General features: G+C 42.2%; 21 protein-coding genes. 3 read left to right on the forward strand and 18 right to left on the reverse strand.

Features of this window, described 5'->3' with window-relative positions; genetic code table 11:
- Nucleotides 1-110 precede the first annotated feature (110 nt).
- From AC0VYV_RS19820 to AC0VYV_RS19845, 6 genes are all read right to left on the reverse strand, one after another.
- The gene (locus tag AC0VYV_RS19820) at nt 111-1,274 is read right to left on the reverse strand and encodes an FAD-dependent oxidoreductase (protein ID WP_475368050.1); all 1,164 of its coding nucleotides are present in this window, start codon (nt 1,272-1,274) and stop codon (nt 111-113) included.
- An 11-nt stretch (nt 1,275-1,285) separates the two neighbouring features.
- Nucleotides 1,286-1,888 (reverse strand): TetR/AcrR family transcriptional regulator, encoded by a 603-nt coding sequence (locus tag AC0VYV_RS19825; protein ID WP_475368051.1) that lies wholly within the window; start codon nt 1,886-1,888, stop codon nt 1,286-1,288.
- 247 nt (nt 1,889-2,135) lie between these two features.
- Entirely contained in the window at nt 2,136-2,666 is a 531-nt protein-coding gene (locus tag AC0VYV_RS19830) for a chromate transporter (protein ID WP_159785525.1), read from the reverse strand.
- The gene (locus AC0VYV_RS19835; protein ID WP_475368052.1) at nt 2,663-3,244 is read right to left on the reverse strand and encodes a chromate transporter; all 582 of its coding nucleotides are present in this window, start codon (nt 3,242-3,244) and stop codon (nt 2,663-2,665) included. Before AC0VYV_RS19835 ends, AC0VYV_RS19830 begins: the two co-directional genes overlap by 4 nt.
- Before the next feature lie 32 nt (nt 3,245-3,276).
- The gene (locus AC0VYV_RS19840; RefSeq protein WP_475368053.1) at nt 3,277-4,887 is read right to left on the reverse strand and encodes a gamma-glutamyltransferase family protein; all 1,611 of its coding nucleotides are present in this window, start codon (nt 4,885-4,887) and stop codon (nt 3,277-3,279) included.
- Nucleotides 4,888-5,092: 205 nt separating this feature from the next.
- Nucleotides 5,093-6,208 carry an NAD(P)/FAD-dependent oxidoreductase gene (locus AC0VYV_RS19845; protein WP_475368054.1) on the reverse strand — a complete coding sequence of 372 codons (1,116 nt, stop codon included), beginning with the start codon at nt 6,206-6,208 and terminating at the stop codon, nt 5,093-5,095.
- A gap of 183 nt (nt 6,209-6,391) precedes the next feature.
- Between AC0VYV_RS19845 and AC0VYV_RS19850 the strand changes: the two genes are divergently transcribed.
- Together AC0VYV_RS19850 and AC0VYV_RS19855 are read left to right on the forward strand one after the other, a co-directional pair.
- Nucleotides 6,392-7,042, forward strand: coding sequence for a cyclase family protein (locus AC0VYV_RS19850; protein ID WP_475368055.1), 651 nt, complete (start codon nt 6,392-6,394; stop codon nt 7,040-7,042).
- A 117-nt stretch (nt 7,043-7,159) separates the two neighbouring features.
- Complete coding sequence (locus AC0VYV_RS19855) at nt 7,160-7,810, forward strand: DUF1796 family putative cysteine peptidase (RefSeq protein WP_475374156.1); 651 nt, start codon at nt 7,160-7,162, stop codon at nt 7,808-7,810.
- 111 nt (nt 7,811-7,921) lie between these two features.
- Here the strand turns inward: AC0VYV_RS19855 and AC0VYV_RS19860 are convergent, their stop codons facing one another.
- Nucleotides 7,922-8,290 carry a hypothetical protein gene (locus AC0VYV_RS19860; protein WP_475368057.1) on the reverse strand — a complete coding sequence of 123 codons (369 nt, stop codon included), beginning with the start codon at nt 8,288-8,290 and terminating at the stop codon, nt 7,922-7,924.
- A 211-nt stretch (nt 8,291-8,501) separates the two neighbouring features.
- A complete protein-coding gene (locus tag AC0VYV_RS19865; RefSeq protein ID WP_475372985.1) occupies nt 8,502-9,317 on the reverse strand; it encodes an alpha/beta fold hydrolase in 816 nt (271 codons plus the stop codon).
- 290 nt (nt 9,318-9,607) lie between these two features.
- On the opposite strand from AC0VYV_RS19865, the gene paaK reads away from it, so the two are divergent.
- Nucleotides 9,608-10,948: a phenylacetate--CoA ligase PaaK gene (paaK, locus tag AC0VYV_RS19870; RefSeq protein WP_475372986.1), complete on the forward strand. Its 1,341-nt coding sequence runs from the start codon at nt 9,608-9,610 to the stop codon at nt 10,946-10,948.
- A gap of 107 nt (nt 10,949-11,055) precedes the next feature.
- Here the strand turns inward: paaK and AC0VYV_RS19875 are convergent, their stop codons facing one another.
- The 10 genes from AC0VYV_RS19875 to AC0VYV_RS19920 all read right to left on the reverse strand — a co-directional run bounded on the left by AC0VYV_RS19875 (nt 11,056) and on the right by AC0VYV_RS19920 (nt 24,490).
- Entirely contained in the window at nt 11,056-12,099 is a 1,044-nt protein-coding gene (locus AC0VYV_RS19875) for a Gfo/Idh/MocA family protein (RefSeq protein ID WP_475372987.1), read from the reverse strand.
- A gap of 3 nt (nt 12,100-12,102) precedes the next feature.
- On the reverse strand, nt 12,103-13,206 hold the full coding sequence (locus tag AC0VYV_RS19880) for a Gfo/Idh/MocA family protein (protein WP_475372988.1): 1,104 nt from the start codon (nt 13,204-13,206) through the stop codon (nt 12,103-12,105).
- Nucleotides 13,207-13,231: 25 nt separating this feature from the next.
- On the reverse strand, nt 13,232-14,053 hold the full coding sequence (locus AC0VYV_RS19885; protein ID WP_283153465.1) for a carbohydrate ABC transporter permease: 822 nt from the start codon (nt 14,051-14,053) through the stop codon (nt 13,232-13,234).
- Nucleotides 14,053-14,991 carry a carbohydrate ABC transporter permease gene (locus tag AC0VYV_RS19890; protein ID WP_475368062.1) on the reverse strand — a complete coding sequence of 313 codons (939 nt, stop codon included), beginning with the start codon at nt 14,989-14,991 and terminating at the stop codon, nt 14,053-14,055. The genes AC0VYV_RS19885 and AC0VYV_RS19890 overlap by 1 nt, the downstream gene beginning before the upstream one ends.
- 55 nt (nt 14,992-15,046) lie before the next feature.
- Nucleotides 15,047-16,327: an extracellular solute-binding protein gene (locus AC0VYV_RS19895; protein WP_475374157.1), complete on the reverse strand. Its 1,281-nt coding sequence runs from the start codon at nt 16,325-16,327 to the stop codon at nt 15,047-15,049.
- Between the two features lie 42 nt (nt 16,328-16,369).
- Complete coding sequence (locus tag AC0VYV_RS19900) at nt 16,370-17,125, reverse strand: sugar phosphate isomerase/epimerase family protein (RefSeq protein ID WP_475374158.1); 756 nt, start codon at nt 17,123-17,125, stop codon at nt 16,370-16,372.
- Between the two features lie 201 nt (nt 17,126-17,326).
- The gene (locus AC0VYV_RS19905; RefSeq protein WP_475374159.1) at nt 17,327-18,331 is read right to left on the reverse strand and encodes a LacI family DNA-binding transcriptional regulator; all 1,005 of its coding nucleotides are present in this window, start codon (nt 18,329-18,331) and stop codon (nt 17,327-17,329) included.
- Between the two features lie 302 nt (nt 18,332-18,633).
- A complete protein-coding gene (locus AC0VYV_RS19910; protein WP_475374160.1) occupies nt 18,634-21,582 on the reverse strand; it encodes a CDP-glycerol glycerophosphotransferase family protein in 2,949 nt (982 codons plus the stop codon).
- 394 nt (nt 21,583-21,976) lie between these two features.
- On the reverse strand, nt 21,977-23,035 hold the full coding sequence (locus AC0VYV_RS19915; protein WP_475374161.1) for an acyltransferase family protein: 1,059 nt from the start codon (nt 23,033-23,035) through the stop codon (nt 21,977-21,979).
- Nucleotides 23,036-23,251: 216 nt separating this feature from the next.
- On the reverse strand, nt 23,252-24,490 hold the full coding sequence (locus AC0VYV_RS19920; protein ID WP_475374162.1) for a multidrug effflux MFS transporter: 1,239 nt from the start codon (nt 24,488-24,490) through the stop codon (nt 23,252-23,254).
- Nucleotides 24,491-24,697 lie beyond the last annotated feature (207 nt).

The following is a 24,697-nucleotide window of genomic DNA, read 5'->3' on the forward strand; positions in this document are numbered from 1 at the left end:
CCTAAAGCCCACGCTCACATGAGCGCGGGCTTTAGTTTCGACAATATGTGTGCTAATTCGGGCGGTGACAGGCACTCGCGACTACTCGCGACTTGCGAACTCACGCAAACTCACTTCGGCAGCCGCACCGTACTAAAGTTCACTAACTTCCTCACTCCCGGCCATACCGATACCCTCGTCAATACATCTCTAACAAAAATCCCCCACCAAGAAGAAGGCAAGAAGAAGCTCGCAAACCTTCTAGCCGACTTCTGAAGCTTATCGATATCTGGATGGAGAGACCGTTCATAATCCGTAAGCGCAGCTTCCAAATCATTTGGATGTTGATCAAGCGATTTTGCAAGCGTATATGCTCCCGCCATCGCCATGGAAGCACCCTGCCCGGCTAGTAACGAAATGCACTGACAGGAATCACCCACAAAAGTAATCCTGCCGTTTCGCCACTGGGATAATCCTACTTGCGACACCTCATCGAAGTAAAAATCCTTCGCCTCTTTGCCTGCTTCGAGCAAATCTGGAACAATCCAATTCATATGACCACAATATTCATTCAGTTGCTCCAGTGCTTTTTCCTTTTGCACATGCCCCTGTTGTTCTGGATAGCGATATAAGAAAAACGTCGCCACTTTATTGCCTCGAATCGGATACACAGAAACCTGGCGATTCGGTTCCGAATACGTATAAAAATTCTTATCAATTTTTTCAAGAAAAGCAGGGTCTTCAACAATATAAGCCGCTGTATAATAACCCATGTAGCGAATTGGCTCCTTCTCTTCCTTAAACGAAAGAGAGCGCACTTTCGATCGCATACCGTCCGCACCTACAACTAAATCACATGTAAGTTTCGTACCATCTGAGAGACTCACATGCGCCTTTTCCGCATCCTGTTCAATTCGCTCTGGAGATACCCCAAACCGAAACGTAACCTGTTCTCGAACCTTCTCATAAAGCACTGTCTCAAGATCTCCGCGCATAAAATTGAAGTGCTTTTGATTTAATAACTCACGCAGAGACTGATAGGAAACCCTGTATTTCTCCGAGCCATTTCCCTTCAAAAAAGAAAGAGAATCGATCGGATAATGAATACGACTTAAATCATCGAGCATGCCCAGCTTTTCAGCCACGTCATAACCTGCTCCAAAGAAATCAATCATATAGCCTTCCGTTCGTATCGAAGGAGATTTCTCAACAATCGTGACTTGATCTCCTCTTTCACTCAAACAATAAGCAAGGGTTAATCCTGCAATACCGCCACCCACAATACATACGTCCATCACGATTCACCTCACTTTAAAATAAATGTAAGCTTACGACCCGTTTGCTCTAACACTTCTTCAAGACTGCGCTCCTCCTGGTAAAGGTAAATAAGCGTTTCAAACATCACTGAGCTATAAATAAGCTCAGCGGCAATTTCTACTTCGAAATGATCCCGAAGCTTACCTAGTCGCCTTATTTCCTTAAGAAGTTCAACCAGCTCTTCAATAAACATAAAATCGAGCTGCATCAAGCTTTGCAGGAATTCTGGTTTACTTTGATAAGCATTCAATGACGCCACAATCAATTCTCGAAAAAGCTTCTTCTCTAGCAAACTGAAGCCTTCCAAACGCTTCGTTAAATAATTTCGAACGGTAGCTTCAGCTGTCTCCTGAACTTCAAAACTTAGATCCATCCTCTCTTCCATACCTGTAAATTCCGCTCGCATCACTTCAACGAGAAGCTCTGCTTTAGAAGGAAAGTAATTAAATAACGTTCCTGAACCGATCCCGGCCCTCCTTGCTACAAGCTCTGTTGATGTCGCTTCATATCCTTTTTCAAGAAAAAGACCTTTCGCTACCTCCATGATCGTCTTTCTCGTTGCCTGCTTCTTTTGTTCACGTAGTCCGCTCATCATAACCTCCTAACAGCTCAGTTAATTTATGACTGCGCTCATTTATGAGTATACTCATATTTTAAACCTACTCGTATGAAACTGCAACCTTGCGTGGCAAGACTTCCTTATTCTTATATCCAAATCCAAAAATGCGGAAGAACAATTCCTTTTTAGAAGGAATTGTTTTTCCGCAAAACTCGACTTTATTCGCGCTAATTCGGGCGGTGACAGGCACTCGCTAACTCGCGATCCAGCGAACCCGCTCCTACCCCAGAAACACTGCCCCATACGCCAGTGCCCCGACAATCACAAACGCTGGATGCACTTTCATCTTCTCCATCAGTACAAAACTAGCCACAATCAGAAAGATCGTTTGAACCAGCCCCGCACCTTCATATGAACTAGCAAAGAACTGAAACGCCATCACGCCAAGCAAGATCGCAATCGTCGGGCGAATGAGGGCCGTCATTTTCTTCACTTTTGGTGAGTTCTTAAACCGATTTAATAAACTCAGTAGGACAATCATCAGAACGAGCGAAGGTGCCACTGTCGCAAACACACCAACAAATGCGCCAAGAACCCCTCCCTGCTGAAACCCTATGTAACCTGCCATTTTCGTCGCAATTGGTCCAGGTAGCGCATTGGCCATCGCTAGCATTTCACTAAATTCATTCACACTCATCCAGCCGAACCGACCAACAACTTCATTTTCTACAAGCGGGATAGACGCAGGTCCGCCTCCGTAACCAACAATTCCAGGTATGAAAAACGCCACAAAGATATCCCAGTAAATCATGAGGACGGCCCCTTTCTCACCTGATCATCATCGGACTTCCCAGCATTACGAGTCGGCTTAAGCAACGCATAAAGCAGCAAACATCCTATTACAATCCCCGGATGTATCCCCGCAATTTCAATAAATAAAAAGGAAGCAACCGTCAACGCAATTGTTAAAACCCACCCTAAGTTGCCCTGTGCTTTTCTGAAAAAATCATACGTTAACACGGCTAGCATAACACCAACCACTGGAACAACGGCCTGCGTCATCCCCTGTACCCATGCTTTTTCTCGAAACGTGGATAGAAACGTTAGTAAGAAAATCATAATTGCGATCGTCGGCACAATCGTTGCCAGCACAGCATTCAGCATCCCCGTAATTCCTGCCACTCGATGCCCAATATACCCCGCCATTTTTGTCGCAATTGGACCAGGGAGTGAATTTCCTAAAGCGAGAATGTCCGCAAATTCATCGTCATCCATCCATTTGTATTTCTCAACTACCTCTTTATGTACCAGTGGAATAGAAGAAGGTCCTCCTCCGTACCCAAGCATTCCCACTCTAAAAAAAGCGAGAAAAAGATGCCACTGTTGCATGACTCACCACCTTCCGAAACCTCACGCCCCTTTTAATAAGCGGCGATCGTTCCGTCTGTTCTTGATTCTGTGCCTCCAAATAAAGTACCTGACTGCTGATCACGCCAGATAATTTGTCCGCGGCCGAACGCACCCTTTTCCAACTGAACTTCGATTTGATGACCTTTTCGGCTAAGCGCCTCGGCAAGATGAGGAGGGAAAGTCGACTCAACCCACACGCGCTTCCCGTCAACCCACTGCCACCTCGGCGCATCAAGGGCAGACTGCGGATTTAAATGAAAATCAATCAGATTCGTAATCACTTGTAAATGACCCTGCGGCTGCATAAAGCCTCCCATCACACCAAAGGGTCCAACCGCATTACCATCTTTACTGAGAAATCCAGGAATGATCGTGTGATACGTCCGCTTTCCACCTTTTAGCGCATTGTCATGCTCAGGATCCATCGAAAAATTATGCCCGCGATTTTGGAGTGCAATCCCGGTGCCTGGCACCACAAGTCCTGAACCAAAGCCCATATAATTACTCTGAATAAACGAGACCATGTTTCCTTCATCATCAGCCGTCGCTAAATAGACAGTACCACCTTTTGGAGGATGGCCAGGAGATGGCAAAAGCGCTTCATTACCAATTAACTGACGGCGACTTTCACCGTAAGCAGGCGAGAGCAAATCCTGAACCGCGACTGACATCTCCTGCTCGTCAGTAATGTACTTCTGTCCATCCGCAAAAGCAAGCTTCATCGCTTCAATTTGCTTATGATAGGTATCGACGGAATCTTTATGATCAAAATCAAACCCTTTTACGATATTCAGCGCAGATAACGCAATCAGTCCTTGCCCATTCGGCGGGATCTCCCAAACGTCATATCCGCGATACTGAACCGAAATCGGATCGACCCACTCAGGTGCAAACCCCGAAAGATCTTCCTTCGTCAAATACCCATTATACGCTTTCGAAAAAGCATCAATCTTATCTGCAATTTCTCCCTTATAAAAAGAAGCGGCATCGGTTTCTGCGATTTGCCTTAACGTCTCCGCGTGACCCATCGACTTCCAAACCTCGCCTACTTCAGGCGGACGACCGTCCGGTGCAAACGTTTCAAACCAGTGCTGAAACTCTTCTTTCTTTAACTCTTTTTCAAAATGCGCATAAGCATTCTTCCAAAACTTACTTAAAATCGGAGAAACCGGAAAACCTTCCTCAGCATAGTGAATCGCCGGCGCAAGCGCCTCTTTTAAGGAAAGTTTCCCAAATCGTTTCGACAAAGCAGCCCACGATGCCGGAACGCCTGGCACAGTAACAGGAATCCAACCGTATTTCGGAATTTCATTATACCCACGTTCTTTGACTGAATCAATGGAGATCGATTGTGGCGAAGGTCCACTTCCATTCAAACCGTGCAATTCACCCTTCGTCCAAACAAGAGCAAACGCATCTCCGCCGATCCCGTTCGACGTCGGCTCCACTACCGTCAATACTGCCGCAGTCGCAATCGCCGCATCAATCGCATTCCCTCCCTTTTTCAACAGATCTAGTCCTGCCTGTGCCGCTAGCGGCTGGGAGGTGGCCACCATTCCTTTGTTCGCTACTGTTGTCATGCGCTGAGAAGCATAGGGATAATGTAAGTAGTCAGTTGTCATTGTTATAAAAGCTCCTTTCGATTTATGTAGAGATGAATAAGCTAAGCACTATTTCCGAATCTCAAAAAATCCATAAAAAAAGAAACCTCTTCATACCTCAGAGATTTTCCCATTATATAGGAAGCTCCCTTGGATGAAAAGGTTTTCTTTAGAATATTTTTATTTTTCGGTCATTTATCAAATTCTTCTCCACAAACGAGACAGCTCACCCAAACGCACTCCCAGGATGATACTCTCCTAGATCCAACTCATTCCTCTCCCCAAGCACCAACCGCGCAAGCTCAGCGCCAAGAAACGGTCCACTCGTTAATCCCGAAGCTCCAAGACCATTCGCCACCAGCAGTCCTCTCACGCTAGGAACCGCTCCTGCAATCGGAACATTCCCTGGCGTAAACGGCCTGAAGCCTACCTTCGTCTCCACATACGTACTATCCGATAGACCCGGAGCCACTTTCAACGCACGATCAATAATATGCTGAACCCCCCCCATTGTAACGCGCAGATCAAAGCCAGCCTGGTCTTCCTGTGTGGACCCGACGACAATTCGCCCATTTTCAAATGGTAGGAAATACTGAATAAAAGGTGGCATGACGATTGGCCATTTTCCTGTATCCGTTTCAGGCAGATCGAGATGCACAATCTGGGCTTTTTGAGGTGAAACGAGGAACTTCATCCCAAGTGGCTGAAGCAGTTCACGCGCCCAAGCACCTCCAGTGACAATCACATTGTTCGCAAAATAGTTCTCGCCATTCACCTCGACTCCGTTGACCTTCGCATCAACCCATAAAAGTGAGGCATCCCCATGAATCACCTTCGCACCGTGATTTTTTGCTCCTCGAATGAGTGCATTTCGTAAAGCTCCGCCATTTACACGTGCTGCCCCACTCACATGAACAGCGGCGTAATGATCTGAAAGCGGAGGAAACAGCGCATTTGTTTCAGCAGCTGAAAGCCGTGACACCTCTCCCATTTCAGGCGTATCCTTCCGTCGCTCCATCGCAAGCGCAAGCTTTCTCTCAAGCTTCGCCTCACCTGAATAAATGTTAATCGCGCCAACGCGAGCGTAGCCCGTATCTATTTCGCCATCTTTTCTCAACTCTTCAATTAATTCCGGATAATAACGCGCCCCAGCTTCAACGAGACGATAGAAAGCCCCTCCACGTCGATTCGTTAGCCATGGACATACAATCCCAGCCGCCGCTTCTGTCGCCTGTCCTGCATCTTTCCGATCAACGAGCATCACATCCGCTCCCTGCTTAGCCAGATGATAAGCCGTTGACGCTCCTAAAATACCAGATCCAATTACAATCATTGATTTCATATCTTACACCTTTTCGTCGTTTGTCTGATTAGGTATTTTACAGGAATGTCGGAGGAGACTCAAACATGGCATAACTTGTGATCAAACAAACTTCATGACAAACTGAAGAAAAGGAAAGACTGTAGACGTATCCTGCTATTCTCACCTTTAATCAAACGTTTGTTTAAGAAGGAGGAGTCCCAAATGAATTTCAAAAAAATCATTGATCTCTCGATTCCAGTTCATAACGATACGCCTGTTTTCCCAGGTGATCCGAAACCGAACATCTATCCTGTAGCGGAGCATGACAAAGACGGATATCAGGTGACCCAAATGAATATCGGCACACATACCGGCACACACCTTGATGCCCCTTTCCACTTCCAGAAAGATGGCGATCCCATCGATCAATCAAGTTTAACGAAGGTGATGGGACCCGGCCACGTCATTGATGTAACAGGCAAAGAGCCAGGCGAACAAATCACATTAAACGATGTAGCACACCAAATCGATAGCATCGCTCCAGGAACGATCGCTCTTTTCCATACAGGTTGGTCTAAACATATAGGAACACAGACTTATTTTAACTACCCTTACCTATCTGTCGACATTATTAATACACTATTAGAAAAAGGCGTCACCACTTTCTTTGTTGATGCGCTTAATGTTGATCAACCAGGTGGTTCAACATTTCCAGTTCATGAAGCTATTACCTCCAACAACGGTATTATCGGAGAGAATTTATGTAACCTCGACCAGATCGATTTTGAAAATCCTCTCATCATTGCGCTGCCGTTAAAACTTGAAGGATTGGATGGATCACCTGTGAGGGCAGTTGCGGTGGAAGTGGAATAGAAATCTTCCTTTACTTCGATTTCAACATCCACTTATCAACATTTTAGGTACCAACACAAACCAACTCGGTCAATAAAGCATCTACTAGTAGTAATTCATTTTATAGGAGGTGCTTTATTGAATTTAGACGAGGTTAAAAAACCGTACGATCTTATCGTGAGTTTGGGTAGTTCATGCAGTCCTGCAGGTCATCTAAGAAGAAATCACTTAAGGAAATTTTCAATGCCTTTTGACTGGATAGTTACTCCGAAACTATCTGACATTAATCGAGTGATTCAAAATCAGTTTAAAGATTTCATGTTACTAGAAAATTTACAACGCATAGATGGACAAGCAAACTTCCTCGACGATAACGAAGTTGCTCAAAATTCAAAAGCTTATTTTGTTCAAGATACGCATAATAATATGCTGTCTGTTCATGATTTCCCCATTCTTCCTAATAAAGAATGGAGCGATACCTACCCGGCCTATCGACAGAAGCTAGAGCGACGGATTGAACGATTTCTTCTGCAATTACAACAGGCTTCCTCCATTCTATTTATCAGATGGTCTGGTAACTATGCAGAAGCGATCGAAATGCAACAAACGTTAAAGAAGTGCGTAAACGGATCAGTTCATATTCTCTTGCTCACCCCTGATCCAAACCTCGAAATCGTTCAGGATACACACCTTCCGATGGAGGATATTTGTATTCTGAAAGTGCCTAACCAACCAGATAACACGTTGATGTGGGACAAGATATTAGATGGCATCTTATTAAAGCCATAACTTATTCTCGCAATAGGTCGATCATACACAAACAGAGCCCTTCTCTCCCCGAGAGCGGGCTCTGTTTCATTCGACAAATAATTGCACAGTTCGGGCGGTGACAGGCACCTCTTAATTTAAATCGAACTCCTCAGCAATCTCCGCCATATGATAAGGCATCACTTCATCGTTCATAACGTTTTTAGCGTTCTTGAAGCGAGTGGGGTTTACTTTACGAACCTTCTCCGCACCCTTTCTATCGTTTAATTCTCGATTCGCTTCATAACCTACATACGAAGGATATCGTGGCACTTCGATATCATCTTCACTTCTCATAGTCGTTTTAGAAGCCTTCCCTCTCCATTGATCCGTTAAGTCAATTGCTGCATCCGCTCCTTTAAGAATGGCTTTTCTAGTTCCTCTTCTTGCTCTCGTAGAAAAAGTAAGCAATAGGAGAGCAGCAGTCACTAAACTCCAAAAACCGTTTCTTTTCTTCCACATCACTAAGAACCTCCCAACAAATGGTATACCTACCTAATTATTTTGCTACAAATACCATTACATTATTCCCCTATCTTCCGATCACATCCTAATCGTTTCTACCCCCAAATAAAAAGAGAGCCTCGATCAAACCGAGGCTCTCAAAATCATTCTATGAAATAAAATTCTTCCAAACATTAGATGGAGAATTCTCTCCATTAAGTATAAATATTTAAGTTCCCTGACGAACCTTCAATCTTACAAGATGCTTCTCCAACACTTTATTCACTTCCGGAGACTTCTCAAGCGCTACCGAATGACCCGCTCTACCTATAACCTCGCATCGTCCATTCTCAACTGCTTTCGCAATGTTCTCGGACAGTTTAATCGTATACGCATGATCTTGCTCGCCTGCAACAGCAAGAACCGGCACGGTTACGCCTTCCAGCTCCTCAAGCACACTCTTTCGATGAATAACCTGGTGAGCCGCATCCCCTATGGATGGCTCAAGTTTTTTCATATAATCTCTCCAGTAGGTACGCTCTCTTTCGAATTCCATCGACCCAAGCGATGCATCACCAAACATGATGTACATCAGCGTATCCACAACTTCCTCCGCCCCATTCTTCTGAAGCTGTGTAACAAGCGGCTGGAACTCCTCTTTCTTGTACTCTGCTTCACCAGAGCTTCCAAGAACAACGCACGAATGAAGAAGATCCGGCCTTCTAGCCGCAAGTCTTAGAGCTATGAAACCACCCATCGAATTACCGATAAAATGACACTTCTCAATCCCAAGACTTTCAATCAACGCAGCAGCATCATTTGTAAGCGTATCCATATCGAGGTTTGCTAAAGAAGACCTCCCGCTATTCCCTTGACCGCGGTGGTCATAGCAAATGACTCTATAGTCTTTTGAAAAATGCTCCACCTGATGTTGAAACATATCTGAGTTAAAAAATAACGAATGACTAAAAACCAAAACCGGTGCATCCTTTGGACCATAATCTTCATAATAGAGCGGTGTTTCGTTCACTTCGATAAACGACACGGTAAACCATCTCCTTTAATATGAATTTTGTTATGGTATAACTCCTACAAAGTTCGCTACTAAACAGCATATCCCTCTTTTATAACTGCCTAATATCAAAACAATAGTGAAGAGAGAAACATTCGACAAATTCTTTCATATATCGGGCAGTGACAGGCACCGTCCTCCACACCACGACCAAAGACACAATTCCACTAAATCTCATTGACCACGCTTCCATAAAAAGGTACCTTTAATATGACACTTATCCTCGCTGTCGTTTATTTTGTATCATACAAGGAGGCTACCGTATGGCAATTTATTCTGAACGAGAAACTTGGAGCACCGCTCAAATGCACGCCCATCAATTAGAAGGATTAAAACGAACAATCAGACACGCCTACCAGAACATCCCTTTCTACCACGAGACTTTCAAGAACATACATATAACCCCAGATGATATCCAGTCACTCGACGACCTGCAACGACTTCCATTTACAAAGAAACATCACCTAAGAGAAAATTACCCTTTCAAGATGCTCGCCTGTCCTATGGACGAAGTTGTCCGCATCCATGCTTCATCTGGGACGAGCGGTAAACCAACCGTAATCGCCTATACAAACAATGATATTCAAAATTGGGCTGATATTGTTGCAAGATCGATCACACTCGCAGGTGGACAAAAGGGAGACATCCTTCATAACGCCTACGGATATGGACTGTTCACGGGTGGTCTCGGTCTCCATGCAGGATCAGAGCGACTTGGCTGCGCAACAGTCCCGATATCAGGCGGAAATACAGCTAATCAAATTACCCTAATTCAAGATTTTAAGCCCAGAATTATTTGCTCCACTCCATCCTATCTCCTCAACATTGGAGAAGCGATGATGATGCAAGGCATTGATCCAGCTTCAACCTCATTACAATTCGCCATTCTTGGCGCTGAGCCTTGGTCGGAAGAAATGAGATTTCAGATCGAAAAATTATTTCACCTGAAAGCAACGGACATTTATGGATTAAGTGAAGTAATGGGACCGGGCATTGCAATGGAATGTGCAGAATGTCAGAATGGCCTCCACATCGCAGACGATCATTTTATCGCTGAAATCATTAACCCTGATACTCTCGATCAAGTCGACGAGGGACAATACGGCGAACTGGTTTTCACTAGCCTTACAAAAGAAGCTCTTCCAATAATAAGATACCGAACAGGCGACATTGCATCCATTACGAGAGAAAAGTGTCTTTGCGGCAGAACAACCACAAGAATGAGCCGTGTAAAAGGACGTATTGATGATATGCTCATTATCAGAGGAGTTAACGTTTTTCCTTCTGAAATCGAACGGTATATTTGTAATCTAGAAGAACTCGTCCCGCACTATCAAATCCACTTGCAGAAAAAAGGCCACTTAGATCACGTAACCTTGCATGTCGAAGTAGAGCAGGAGTTTTATAAAAAGCTAGAAATGAATTTTAACCATCCTATGGCGGTGAAGCTTGTTGAGAGTCTTGGAAAAACTCTTAAAATCAAAACGCTTATATCAGTGGATATCCAATTGAAAGAGCCACACTCAATACCTCGCTCCGAAGGAAAAGCAAAGCGAGTGCTAGATGCCCGTACAAAAATTATTCCTAAAACTTCTATCCATTAATTCAAAACAGGCTGACAATTCCTCTCGTCAGCCTGTTCGACATTTAGCGACATAGTTCGGGTGGTGACAGGCACCGCGCAACCGCGCACCAACATACCACCTACCCCCTAAATAACCGCCCGCTCACCCTCTACCTCAACCACTCGCTTCGTTTCATTCGCTTCCAGTGCAGCTAGAATCACCTGCAACGATTTCATTCCTTCTTCACCACTGACGGCTGGTACAGTATCGTTCGCAATGCAATCCACGAAATTCTCAACCACGTGCGTCGTTTGCTGTCCCCCCGCTTCATTCGTTTGGATTTTCTGAAGCTCATAATTCACGACATCACCGTTTTTGTACTGAACAACCAGTGAATGCTCCGGATCATCCTCTAGGCGAAGCACCGCATTTTCCCCATAGATTATGGTTGAATTATCACCGCCAGAAACGTAAGACCAGCTTGCTGTGAGTGTGCCAATCACTCCCGTCTCCATTTTAAGAATGCACACCGCGTTATCATCCACATCCGTGTTATCCTTCGCCTTCGTTTCTACAAACGCGCCTACCTCCACAATTTCTCCAAGCAAATAGCGCATGAGATCTGATTTATGTACGCCAAGGTCTCCCATCGCTCCGATAAACGCTCGCTCTTTATCGAAGAACCAGCTACCCGCTCCATCAATACTCCACCGTTCAGGTCCAGGATGACCAAACGTGGTGCGGAAGCTGTAGATCTTTCCAATCTCGCCGCCTTGGATCAATTCCTTCGCTTTCACGTGTGACGCGACGAATCGCTGATTATGAGCAATCATTAGCTTTTTGCCATTTATCTCCGCAGCTTCATTCATTGCTTTCGCTTCCTCAATTGAAGTCGCCATCGGCTTCTCACAGAGAACGTGCTTCCCTGCTTTCAAGGCCGCAATCGATACAGGTGCGTGCAACGCGTTTGGTAAACAAACGCTCACCGCATCAATTTCATCATCTTCAAGTAACGTGAGATAATCAGTATATGCCGTGCCGCCATACAAACTAACCATCTCCTCTGCGCGCTCTTTCACCACATCACAAACCGCTACAATTTCCACATTTTCCTCTGCATTGTACTCTGGCAAATGACGCCGTCTCGCAATACTTCCACAACCGATAACCGCTACTTTCAATTTTTTCATTCCCTATCCCTCCATCGTCTCAGATAAACTGTCACTTGGCATTGCATCAGGTTGCTTGCACTTACTCGTCATCTCATAATGCTTACCTTTCACTGAGGATTCATGTATACCATGCATCGTTTCTAGTACATGATAAGCAAGTTCACCATTTGCCCGTGGTTTCCGCTCTTCTCGTAAAGCGTTCACCATGTCCACCACACCAAGCCCACGGCTATTTTCAATCGATCCATGCGTAAGGGAAACTTCCTTCCATTCAACTTCTCCCGCATTTCTTACTAGTACCGGACCGCCGAACGTATTCGGATCAGGTACACTTAACGACCCATTCGTACCGTAGATTTCTAGAAAAGGAGTTTTCGCTCCCCATACATCAAAGCTCGTGATGATCGTACCGATCGCACCATTTTCAAAATCCAAAATGCCTGCAACGTGCGTCGGCGTTTCAACCTTAATCGTCTGTCCAGACTTCGGTTCGCTTGTAATCATCCGTTCAGGCGAGGTGATCCTTGTCGATCCAGTCAGTCGACGAATCGGGCCAATTAAATGAATGAGAGCAGTTAAGTAATAAGGACCCATATCAAACATCGGCCCCGCTCCCTCTCGATAGAAAAAGGCTGGATCAGGGTGCCAGCTTTCCGGTCCGTGACCCATCATGAAGGCGGTCGCAGCAACCGGTTCCCCGATTGCGCCATCCTCGATTAGTTTCTTGCACGTCTGAAGTCCACCACCGAGAAATGTATCAGGTGCAACACTTACTAAAAGACCTTTTTCCTTCGCCTTCGCTAGCACCTTTTGCCCGTCTTCAAGCTTTATCGCTAGCGGTTTCTCAGAATACACATGCTTTCCTGCTTCTAATATGCGTAAACTAACTTCCGCATGTGCCGCAGGAATCGTTAAATTAAGAACGAGTTCTATGGTCGGATCTCCCAAAAGGACATCCACATCCAGAACACGAGCAATCTCATATTTCTCTGCTTTCTCAACTGCTTTTTCGTGATTCAAATCAGCTACTGCAACCACTTCAAGATTCGCATACTCGCGAAGATTCGTTAAATAAATGTCGCTAATGTTGCCACAGCCGATGACACCAATTTTCATTTTCTCCATAATCTCCCACTCCTTTCCAGGTTCCCTAACCTTTCACTGCACCACCCGTTAGTCCTTTTACTACTTTTTCTTGTGAGAACAGGTACACAACGAGCATTGGAAGACTCGCAAGTGTTAATGCCGCCATCAAACCAGGGACATTTACTGAAAACTCTCCATAGAAATCTTGCAATCCTAATGGTAGGGTCATGTTCTCAGGGCTAGATACGAGAACGAGCGCAAAGATAAATTCATTCCACAAATGAATAAAATTATAGATAAAAACCGTCATAAGAGCCGGCGTTAACATCGGCAGAATTATGCGCCAAAAAATACCGAAATGAGAACAACCATCGATCTTCGCCGCTTCTTCTAATGACTTCGGAATTTCTTGCATAAATTGCGTTAAAATAAAGATCGAAATCGGTAAACTGAAAGCAATATAAGGTCCAAGTAAAGCTAGCAATGAATCATACAAACCCATATTTTGAGACAGCTTAAAGATTGGGATAAGCGTGGCATGAATTGGTAGCATCATTCCTGATATGAAAAGAAGAAATAAACCACGGTTAAACTTGAAATTCATTCTACTTAATGGATAACTTGCTAGAGCAGCAATTAACATAACCGCCACAACTGCCACAACCGAAACTAGGATACTGTTTAAAAAATAACGAGTTAGCCCCATCTGGAATACATCCGCGTAGTTACCCCACTCGATCGAGGTAAAAATAGCGAATGGTCTTTCAAAAAAAGTGCTCTGATCTTTTAATGAGGTCGAAATCATATAAACAAATGGATAACCTGTGAAAACCAAAAGCAATAATCCGATTAGATACAAAGGCATCTTCCTGAGTGATTGCACCATTAGAAAGCTCCTTTCTTCTTGCGGTTATAATCAACGATTTGGATAAGTACAGTAACAACGAGCGCAATGAGAAACATTAGAAACGCAATCGCACTTGCATAGCCCATATTGAAGTTAATAAAAGCCTGCTTGAACATATAAGTGCCCATCAGCTCTGTTGCGTGATTCGGTCCACCACCAGTCATAATATAGAAAATATCAAAAGCCTTTAAGGATCCAACAATGGCTAGAATGGATGAACTCACAATGGTTGGCATAAGCAAAGGTAACGTGATGTGGAAGAACTTCTGCCAGGAATTCGCTCCATCAATTTGGGCAGATTCATAGAGTTCCTCTCCTATCCCAACCATAGCTGCCTTAAATAGGATCATATAAAAAGGTGAGAACTGCCAAACGACTACTAATAAGATCGCAATCAACGATGTGTTTTCATCACTAAGCCATGCTACATTTTCAAAGCCAAGTAAATTCACAATCTGATTAATAATCCCGTTGATTGGGTCAAACATATACACCCATAAGAGGCCGATCGCAACCGTAGACATTAAGAATGGAAGAAAATAAACGCTACTAAACAAGCGAATGCCTCGTATAGGCGCAAACAGCATCAGCGCCATGATCATGCCGAGTGGAATTTGCACAAAGACAGACGTCAGAACAACCCATGCATTGTTCGTAAGCGAAGTCCAAAAGACGGCATCGTTAAATAATTGAATGTAATTATCGAGCCCAATAAACGTTTTGTCATTCGTTCCATCCCAGCTGTAGAAGCTATAACCTAATGTAGATAAAATGGGGTAAATCACATAGACAAGATAAACAATAAGGGCTGGCGCTGTGAATAAACCAATCGTGACCGCTTTTCTCATATTGCGCTTCTTCGTTCCGTGAGCCACTCTCGTCGTCTCGCTTCTTCTCGCCACTTCAGCTGTTTCCATATGTAAAGCTCTCCCTTCTGTAGATAAGAAAGAGGGGACTCATCCCCTCCTTCACTTATTCAAGAAGCTCTTCTGCCTTGGCTTCCATTTTGTTAGCTGCTTCTTCTGGCGTCATTGATAGACCGAATAGTGCCTGCGTCGTATCTTTATGAAGTTCAGCAAGCTCTGGAGGAAGTGTCTGGTCATAAGGCATTTGAATATGAGAAGCATTCTGAGCTACATCATAGAACTGCTTTACAAATTCATCCTCAGGAACAACATCTTTTACAGCTGACAGCGTTCCCGTGCGATCCGTGAATTTCTGTGCTGTTTCTTTACTCGTTAACGCTTGAATAAACTCAGCTGCTAAATCAGGATTTTTAGATTCTTTCGCAACTGACCAAACCGGTCCAGTGGCACCACCGACTTGCGTTTCATTTCCTTCCCCACCTGAAATCGTCGGGAATACGAAGAAACCAAGTTTCTCCTCGAACTGTGGAGCTTCTTCTCTCACGTTATTTAAGAAAGAGATCGTCATATCCATCATCGCAGCTTGCCCGGAGTACATGAGCTGTCGACCGCGGCCTTCATCGTAAGGAATACCGTTAAATCCAGCATTAAATGCATCCATCTTGACGAGATCTTGAATATACTCACCCGCTTCAACATAAGCAGGGTCATCAAAACCGCGTCCTTCGCGATTAAATGCGCTCTCGAATAAATCTGGTCCACCAATGCGACTTGCAAAATTCATTAAATAGTACGCTCCTGGCCATTTCGTTTTATTCGTTAACGCAAGTGGCGTCACATCATTCTTTTTCAGCGTCTTAATCACTTCAGTAAATTCCTCATACGTCTTTGGTTCTTCAAGATCATACTCTTCAAAGATTTCTTTGTTGTAAAAAATCACATCGAGCGATAAACCTAATGGAACGCCATACACCTTTTCATCGAATGTCCCATTATTTAATGCCATTTCTAAGTAATGTTCTTGATCGATATTTTCAGTAATATCCTGCACATTTCCCTGATCAACAAAATGCTTCAACCAGCCGCCACCCCAGCTCTGAAAGATATCTGGAGGATTTCCACCTGACATCGAGACAGCTAATTTCTGTTTGTAAGCATCGTTTGGTGTTTGAAGTAACTTCACCTTCACACCATCATGTTCTTCTTCAAACTGCTTCGCTACTTCCTGAAAAAGCTTTTCCCGTTCACCCGTTTCAATGTGCCAAACTTCAATTACCTTCTCATCCCCGTTGCCAGAATCAGAACTTCCAGATGCTCCCTGGTTCCCCCCACATGCCGCTAACAGCAACAACACCAAAACCGATAATAAAGCCGTTACTTTCTTCATGCTTTACCCCCTAATTTGTAGTAATGACTAGATAGCAACTGATCAAGAATGCTTACTAAGGAAATAGTTCATACTCATTTCAATACTTTCGATAGGAGAGCGCTTACATTTATCTTGTTCAACAATCCACCAGTCAACGTTAGACACATCGCCTTGATTGAGGACTCCATTAAGGTCAACCCCTCCTGTGCCGAGCTCAGCGAAGAATTGCTCCCCATCCGTGGTCATGTCTTTCAAATGAACAAGAGGCGTGCGATCTTGATATCGCTTCATCCACTCTACCGGATTTTCCCCAGCCCGAGTGAGCCAATAAATATCAAACTCCGCCTTCACCCACTCTGGGTTCGTTTCATCTAAAATGGTCTCAAGCGCCGTTTTACCATTCGACAGCCTCTCTAATTCAAAATCATGATTGTGATAACATAACGTGATCCCTTCTTTCGAGCACTCTTGTCCAATGTCATTCAAGCTTCGAATGAGCTCCGAATACCCTTCCTCTGTTCGCATTTCAGGTGCAAGAAACGGACAAACAAGCTTGGTACTTCCAATTTCATGCTGATACGCTATCACACTACTTAAATCTTCCAATAGTTTATCGAGAGGAATGTGGCTAGAAGCTGCCATTAATCCAAGATCATCCATTACTTTCTTCAAATCCTTTGCAGACATATCGTAATACCCAGCAAATTCCACACCCTGGTAACCGATGTCCGAAACCTTTTTCAAAGTACCAATGAAGTCCTTTTTACTTTCCTCTCGTAACGTATACATCTGTACTGCAACAGGTATATTTGCCATTTACTATCTCTCCTTTAAAAAGTTGATTTGTTTACCTCAGCCGATAGTCCGTTCTTCACCTCCTGGAAATAGTAGACTGCATAAATGTAATGGATTACATTTATGCATATGATAAAGTGTTAAAGTGTTTATAAATAAAGGTTTCTCCACCTCTCATAAAGTAAACGATTACATTTTAGTGAAACAGAATAGTCATCAAGACTAAACCTGCTTTTTATAACCGCATGACTCTCTGATAATAAGTTTCGTATCAAGCACGTGCTGCTTTTTCGTTAAGGTTTCACCATTAATTTGCTTCAAAAGGAGTTCCATAGATCTTTGTCCCATTTCCATAAAAGGTTGCGCTACTGTCGTAAGCGACGGCTCAAAGATATCTGAGAACTGAATGTTATCAAAACCAACAACTGCAATGTCTTCCGGTACTCGAAGCCCGTGAGCTTTTACCGCTTTAACGGCCCCCATCGCCATGCTATCATTTGCAGCAAATATAGCTGTAGGAGGGTTTTCCAATGCAAGAAACATATTCATCTGATTGTAACCAGAATCGTACTTATGATCTCCCTCTTGAATAAGTACACCATCAACTCCTATGCCGTGCTCAAGAAGCGCCTGTCGATAACCTTTTAACCGATCCCGACTTAACGAAATATCTAACGGACCTGTAATCATTCCAACTCGTTGATGTCCAAGCTGCAGCAAATGCTCCACAGCATTACGTGCACTGCTAATATTATCAATGGCTACAGTAGGAACGTTGAGACCTGCAATAAAGTCAGATGTAAGCACAACAGGATATTTGTCAGCAATGTCGGTAATAACGTTGTTATCCAACCTCGTTGTTAATAATATCACCCCATCTACCTGTTTCTGCTTCAACTCTTCAAGATAACTGTAAGCTTTATCCGGATCTTGATAGGTATTTCCAAGAAGCACTTTGTAACCCGATTGATGGGCGATCAAGTCAATTCCGGCAATCATTTGCGGAAAAACATTATTCTCAATAGAAGGAACCATCACGAGGATTGTCTTTGTTTCAGTCCTTCTAAAATAACGAGCCAGAACATTTGGCTGATAGTTTAATTCTTCAATTGCCTGAAGCACTTTCGTTCGCGTCTTTTCTTTTACAGCATCAGGATTTTGAATTACCCTGGACACAGTAGCTGTTGATACATTCGCAAGCTTTGCTACATCTGTCATATTCGCCATTTCAATTATCTCCCTAGTGTTTAAAATAGTATCTTTATTTTAAACTATAAATGGCTGATAGTGAGAATTCAAGCAAAAATGTAATGGATTACATTTATTGAACCGATTATCTATTTCCTGCAACTGATGCTCATTATAGAGAATAAATAGGCAAACTTCAATAGATTTCAGAAAATTTATTCTATTAAATTAATTAGAATGCATTTACGATACTTTGATCCCCCTCTCCTCGGATCTAAAATTCATTCTAAACAAATCCACAAGAAAGAGCCCAATGTAACCTAACCATTGGACTCACTTAATTAATGTGACCTTAACGTTGCGAGAAGTTTGCCACCTACTTGATTAACAATAGGGTATTTTTTATACCTTCTCCACATTGTGGAGACAGCATCGCTGCTCTTCAACACTTCTTTGAGCGTTTTTCTTCTTGTTACTTCTTTCTCTTTTTTCTTAATTTCAGAAAAGATCCTTGAGCTGTTACCATCATCAATATAGTTAAAGTACTCAAATCGCTTGCTGCTAATTTCAGGTTTTTCAGCGAAATTCGTGCTCGCATACTCTTCGAATTTTGAAACTAACGCTGCGGAAGAGTATGCGACATCTCCAAATAATTCTTTGTTAAGATCCATATAACTTCCCTGCAATTCATTATACTTACTCAAATCAAAATGGAAAAATAGCACTGGCTTCTTTTGATAATACATTTCCCAGGCGACACTGGAATAATCCGTAATTAACATACTGGAACGCATCAGAAGATCATTGATCTTTTCCTCACCGAATTGAATGACTCTTACATGCTCATTTTCACTAGTAAAATGAGAGACATAGGGCATAAACTTGGGATGAACATAGAAATTGAGAAGCAAATTATTTTTCCTTAGCGTGTCATGTAGCTCATTAGAGTTTAGCAGAGCATTATAAGCTTTATAGTAATCGGATAGCACAAATTCGCCTTCTTCTACTTCATCAAGCCAATTCCGCCAGGTCGGCATAAGAAAGACCTCTTTCTTACCGCTATCGGTTAGCTCTTGGGAACGATCTTCTACTACATCCCATCTTGATAAGCCCGTCACAATAATGTTCTTCGCTTTATATCCAAAGTGGTCCATGACGATTTGCTTTTCAAAATCTGAAGACACAACGAACAAATCAGCTGAATTCGCCGAACCAACCTTAAACGTATTTTCTACCTTCTTCAGACCTAACACACCGTGCTGTAGAAACACGTAGCGCTTACTATTCACATAATCACGAATCGGTCCACGAGCTACCCTCCAGGCATAACCGTGTCCCTTCGATTCAGATGAAACAATCACTTTGGAAGATAGGATTAAGAAAAGGTGTTTAATGCTCATGAAATAAACGACTCGTTCCTTATAAGGAATTAAATTACGTTCATCTTCAGACCCTTTTTTAATAACATAGTAAACCTTCTTATCTTTATGTTCTTCAAAGCAATGTTTAAAGAAGTAATAGGCATTATCTTGCGCTGTTTCTGAATATTTCTCATGAATTAACCAGGTAGGTTTCCAAAACGCATTCCAGTAGAAAAGGATATACAAATAGTACGCAATGTACTCATTCATTTTGTACTTTATGCTCTCATATTCGCCTTTATAGCGATAAGTGATACTAACCCCACCATTAATCGTGATATAGGGATAGATCATGTAGCCATTGGATTGATTTAAAGTGTATTTCCACATCCGATGTTTCAATTGCTTATGAATAAGTAAATTATCACTAACTACTCTAATTAATCTCGTCTCGTGATTATTTACTTTTACTGAAATAAAAAAGTCCCAATAAAACTGTTCAAATTCAACTTCATTTAATTGAATGCGGAAACTTACTTTTTGTTTATTAGCGGACGTTTCCACCACTTTATGATAAGGTACACTTACTCGTTTGCTCTTATCACTTCGTAACCTTAAAACAAGCTCCTTCACTTCAAAACTTTCTATCCTTTTCATTGAAACGGTAGCTGTCAATTGCAGTTCACCATTTCGTTTGAGATTCAAACGATGTAGCGAAACATTACCAGGGTACTTACTTTTTAAATATTGCTCCTCAGTACTAACGTAAAATGAAAATTCATGATCATTTGTTAAATAAGGTGAGAGATAAAGATCCTCTGTTATAGGAAGGTGGCCCACATGCCGTTCAAGGTGGTTAAGAGGGTTATTATACTCGCCGACTCTTCTTACCTCAACTAGGTTAGCGTACCGAATTTCAACAAAAAGATCCCAGCGGCTTGTGTTAGTAAATAATCCATTGAATTGGCTTATAGATACACCGATTTCTTCCACTGAACCATGTAAATGACGGGAAACTTCCAAATTCACGATTTCATCTCTTTTACGTTTCTTCAAATAAAATTGAATTTCACTCGCATATTCGATGAAATTCGTAGAAACATCAAATAAGATGCGATCGTGCGTAACACGTAAGTTCTGAGCATGAAGCTGTCCCTTCACTATTTTAGTAAACGAAGGTTGCACGAGTGGGGTCACTAGACGACTCTCAAAAATTAACGTATAAACTTCGAGGATATTGCCTCGCTTAAAATGAAGCTGAAGCTCACCGTCTCCATTTAGTAATTCATTCTTGTTTTCACTATAAATTCCTAAAGATTTATCTTCTGGATGATAAGTTGAAGGGATCTTTCGAGAAGTTAAACCGTTCGTGTGAACCACAACTGGTGAAGAAGGAAAGTACTGATCGATATGGAGAATAAGGCGGTTGTCTTCTTCTTCCATGGAGATGACCTGACTCTTGAAATCAACAACTTCAAAACTAACTTTTTCTAACTCACTTATACTTCCTATATGTAAAGAAAGTTCATTCCGGTCCGTAAGATAAGGAATCCAAGATTGCTCCTCCATGTCAACAATCGGTTTCAAATACCTGTGTGCTCTAGAAGCTATCGGGGCTTGATAGACACCAATTCTCTTTCTATCCACGCTCTTACTTCGGCCATTTATGATAAAGAAATCCCATTTCCCGGAGCTTAGCCCACTGAAATTCTCTTTAAATAAGCTGAAATTGATAAAAGAGCCGACACTTTCTTGTTTAAAATCCAGCCATATATATTCTTCGTTCTTTCGATTTATAAGACATAGATTGAGAGATTCTAAATCATGAATTTCTTCATTTTTTATCTGGAAGCTTAACATCTCTCCATCCCATCGCACATCGTTCACTGCAATATTTTTTCTTTCAACTTGATGACGTTTAACAAGCATTTATCTCTTCCTTTATACCATTAATTTTCCTTTTAATTAGGCAAAACAGCTATTTATTTTCAAAAAAAAAAACGTTTGATTGAAATAACGTTAAAGAACTCTACCCCCTTAAAAGAGACGTAAAGTCGACTGATTGAATAGCGCTTTCTGAATTCCGTTTATATCCATTAAAAACCAATGATAACCAACACATAACGTTAATATTACCACTTATAGATTCGTTTTCAAGCATATCTGACTAAAAACTAGTCAATTAGTCATGCATGTGTCTATTCTCATAGATTGAGATCCGCTTCTTATCACACTAATTTTAACGGAGATATTGATACAAAAAAAACCCATCACCTAAATATGATGGGTTCTTTACGTTCATTGGAATGGATTAATCAAACGTTTAATTAATTCCAAGTTCCTGTTGATTCAGCATCTTTGTTTTAACAACAGGGCCTTTTATCCCCTCGATGTTGATGACAATTAACCTTACTAGCTTACTAATGAAAACCGACGTTCCAAGCACTAGGGTGAAGATAAGTACAATATATTCTTTTTGCCATACCGCATCTGGCAAAATACTTGAATACGCGAAAATCATGAATGGAAAGATAAAATAGAGGCCTATTGTGTTTTCCCCAATGGAGTGCAAGAAAATATCCAACAGCACCACTTTTCTAACTGATCGATAAATCCCTACCAAGGTTATCGTTATCACAGGCACCGTTATCATAAGAAACCATTCTGCCTGATAGATAGAGCCATTCATCAAATAGTAGGTAACCTCGAAAACAATTAATCCAATCAATGGTACAAGTCCGAATCGATTGAATTTCTCTAGAAAATTCTGTACAGAATCCCAGTGCCGAGCTAAGTAACCTCCAAGAACAAAGAAGAAAAGCCATTTCAAAAGCAAACCGTCTTGGGCCAGAAATGCATTACCTTCCGTTAAGACTGGAGATACGAAATAGTAATGAACCAGTCCAGCAATAACTAATAGAATCGACCAACCAACTTTAGTTTGAACAAGCTTCAGTAAAGGGAGAAATAGAAGAAATTGTAGAACGACTGAAATAAAAGACAAGTGATAAAATGAATCCCCCATGGCAAAAGTAAGAATAGAATCTTTCCAACCGGTAAACATCTCTACGTTCGTGGCTACTTTTGCAAGAACAAGATAGAAAAGGCTCCAGAGAACGAATAGAAGAATAACCTTAGAAACTTCAAAAGCACCTAATCGCTTCTCCTTCTTCGGCGATGGTTTAAATAGATATAAGCTAACGATCACTGCAAACATCGCAATCCCAAATTGACTGAGTTGATAAGTAATAGAGCTAATCTCATTCAATGACTGTCCTTCTCCAAAGAAAAGCATTTCCAAAACATGAACGAGTATTAGAAATAAACAAGTAATCGCACTTAGAAAAATGATTTCGCTTTGACCTTGATTCGTTCTCTGCATGAGCTCACATCCCGTTGTGGTTTGACTTGATACCTCTATTATAAGGATGTGACTCTCGCTGTGGAGGGATAATAGCTATTCTTTACAAAACATTAATAGAGCTGACATGATCCTTACAATGCCTTCATCCGCACTAAATAATATTCTCGAAAGAGCAAGAATAGCCTTCGACAAATAACGGGGAGTGACAGGCACCAGCAGTCTTACCCCATTCCATCAACTCGCTTCATTCGCAACAAGATACACTTTCTTGTTCCTTTTAACAAGAAAGACATATGCTCCTACGGCAATCAGTTCACATGCTGCAATCACAAGAGCCATTGATAAACCACCTTCCCCTAATCCTACAATTGGGGCAACAATAGCACCGAGAAGAAATGGTAATAAACCAAGTAATGCTGAAGCACTTCCGGCATGCTCAGCTTGATTTTCAAGTGCTAGTGAAAATACGGATGTATTCACCACACCTACACTTGAGACGGTGAAAAACAAAAGAATGCAAACATAGATAACAGGTGCATCCATTGCAATCACCATTAGCAATAAAATACTGCTGATCATAGCTTGCGATAAACCGTAAACAAGCAGGCGACTCTCTCCTACTTTTCCGGCAAGCCTTCCTGTAGTTTGGGTCGCGATGATTAGTCCAACGCCGTTCAACGCAAAAACAAGACTAAACATTTGAGCAGAAAGTCCATACACTTCTTGAAGCACGAATGTGGAACCTGAAATGTACGCAAACATCGCACTCATCACAAATCCTTGTACGAGCACATAACCGAAAAAGACTTTATCTTTAAAAAGAAGTCCGTACGTCTGAAGAACCTCTTTGAACCCTCCTGTTTTTCGCTTATTAACAGGCAGTGTTTCTTTTAATCCAAATAGAACCGCAAAAAACATAATGGCGCCGATCACAGTTAATACGCCAAAAACACCACGCCATGATAAAAATTGGAGAAGCTGTCCGCCTGCAACTGGCGCAGCTATTGGTGCAATTCCATTCACAAGCATAAGTAGGGCAAAGTACTTCGTCATCTCTGTTCCTGAGAACTTATCACGTAGACTCGCTCTTGAAATCACCATTCCGGCTGCACCTGAAAGTCCCTGAAGTAAACGAAGGGCAATGAATGGCCAAATCGACGTCACAAACAGACAAAGTAACGAAGCGATCGTATAAATAGTTAGTGAAATGATGAGTGGCTTACGTCTTCCCTGTATATCACTAAATGGTCCAACCACGATTTGCCCCAACGCTAAACCAATTAAACAAGCTGTTAAACTTAGCTGTGCCATAGACGCATTGGTTTGCAAATCATCAGCCAACGTAGGAAGTGCCGGTAAATACATATCAATTGTTAAAGGACCAAACGCACTAAGAGCACCAAGTATAAAAATAAAGAAATAAATGGATTTCTTTGAGCCGCTTGAGGTCGCTGTTAATTCTTCTTGTTTCATAATTGCTCTCCCCTCAATATCTTATAACAGAACAATCATAAACCCTCCAGTAACTGGAGGGTCAAGTTTTTTATTATCTTGAAGAAGAATTTAGTGGGAAGAGTAACTGAAAAGAGCTAATGAATTTGTGAGTTCAGCGTATCCTTAACCCCTACTTATGTAGAACCGACTCACTCTTTCAACTCCTTAGCACTCATATATGAACTA

The sequence above is a fragment of the Anaerobacillus sp. QJM3NY_17 genome (genome assembly GCF_056173665.1).

Bases quoted from the DNA above. Each gene is read 5' to 3' on its own strand.
- AC0VYV_RS19885 (WP_283153465.1), bottom strand. From the start codon at position 14,053: ATGGTGCAATCACTCAGGAAGATGCCTTTGTATCTAATCGGATTATTG.
- AC0VYV_RS19820 (WP_475368050.1), bottom strand. From the start codon at position 1,274: ATGGACGTATGTATTGTGGGTGGCGGTATTGCAGGATTAACCCTTGCT.
- AC0VYV_RS19905 (WP_475374159.1), bottom strand. From the start codon at position 18,331: ATGGCGAATATGACAGATGTAGCAAAGCTTGCGAATGTATCAACAGCT.
- AC0VYV_RS19890 (WP_475368062.1), bottom strand. From the start codon at position 14,991: ATGGAAACAGCTGAAGTGGCGAGAAGAAGCGAGACGACGAGAGTGGCT.
- AC0VYV_RS19915 (WP_475374161.1), bottom strand. From the start codon at position 23,035: ATGCAGAGAACGAATCAAGGTCAAAGCGAAATCATTTTTCTAAGTGCG.
- AC0VYV_RS19835 (WP_475368052.1), bottom strand. From the start codon at position 3,244: ATGCAACAGTGGCATCTTTTTCTCGCTTTTTTTAGAGTGGGAATGCTT.
- AC0VYV_RS19920 (WP_475374162.1), bottom strand. From the start codon at position 24,490: ATGAAACAAGAAGAATTAACAGCGACCTCAAGCGGCTCAAAGAAATCC.
- paaK (WP_475372986.1), top strand. From the start codon at position 9,608: ATGGCAATTTATTCTGAACGAGAAACTTGGAGCACCGCTCAAATGCAC.
- AC0VYV_RS19825 (WP_475368051.1), bottom strand. From the start codon at position 1,888: ATGAGCGGACTACGTGAACAAAAGAAGCAGGCAACGAGAAAGACGATC.
- AC0VYV_RS19850 (WP_475368055.1), top strand. From the start codon at position 6,392: ATGAATTTCAAAAAAATCATTGATCTCTCGATTCCAGTTCATAACGAT.
- AC0VYV_RS19860 (WP_475368057.1), bottom strand. From the start codon at position 8,290: ATGTGGAAGAAAAGAAACGGTTTTTGGAGTTTAGTGACTGCTGCTCTC.
- AC0VYV_RS19895 (WP_475374157.1), bottom strand. From the start codon at position 16,327: ATGAAGAAAGTAACGGCTTTATTATCGGTTTTGGTGTTGTTGCTGTTA.
- AC0VYV_RS19900 (WP_475374158.1), bottom strand. From the start codon at position 17,125: ATGGCAAATATACCTGTTGCAGTACAGATGTATACGTTACGAGAGGAA.
- AC0VYV_RS19910 (WP_475374160.1), bottom strand. From the start codon at position 21,582: ATGCTTGTTAAACGTCATCAAGTTGAAAGAAAAAATATTGCAGTGAAC.
- AC0VYV_RS19880 (WP_475372988.1), bottom strand. From the start codon at position 13,206: ATGGAGAAAATGAAAATTGGTGTCATCGGCTGTGGCAACATTAGCGAC.
- AC0VYV_RS19875 (WP_475372987.1), bottom strand. From the start codon at position 12,099: ATGAAAAAATTGAAAGTAGCGGTTATCGGTTGTGGAAGTATTGCGAGA.
- AC0VYV_RS19840 (WP_475368053.1), bottom strand. From the start codon at position 4,887: ATGACAACTGACTACTTACATTATCCCTATGCTTCTCAGCGCATGACA.
- AC0VYV_RS19830 (WP_159785525.1), bottom strand. From the start codon at position 2,666: ATGATTTACTGGGATATCTTTGTGGCGTTTTTCATACCTGGAATTGTT.
- AC0VYV_RS19845 (WP_475368054.1), bottom strand. From the start codon at position 6,208: ATGAAATCAATGATTGTAATTGGATCTGGTATTTTAGGAGCGTCAACG.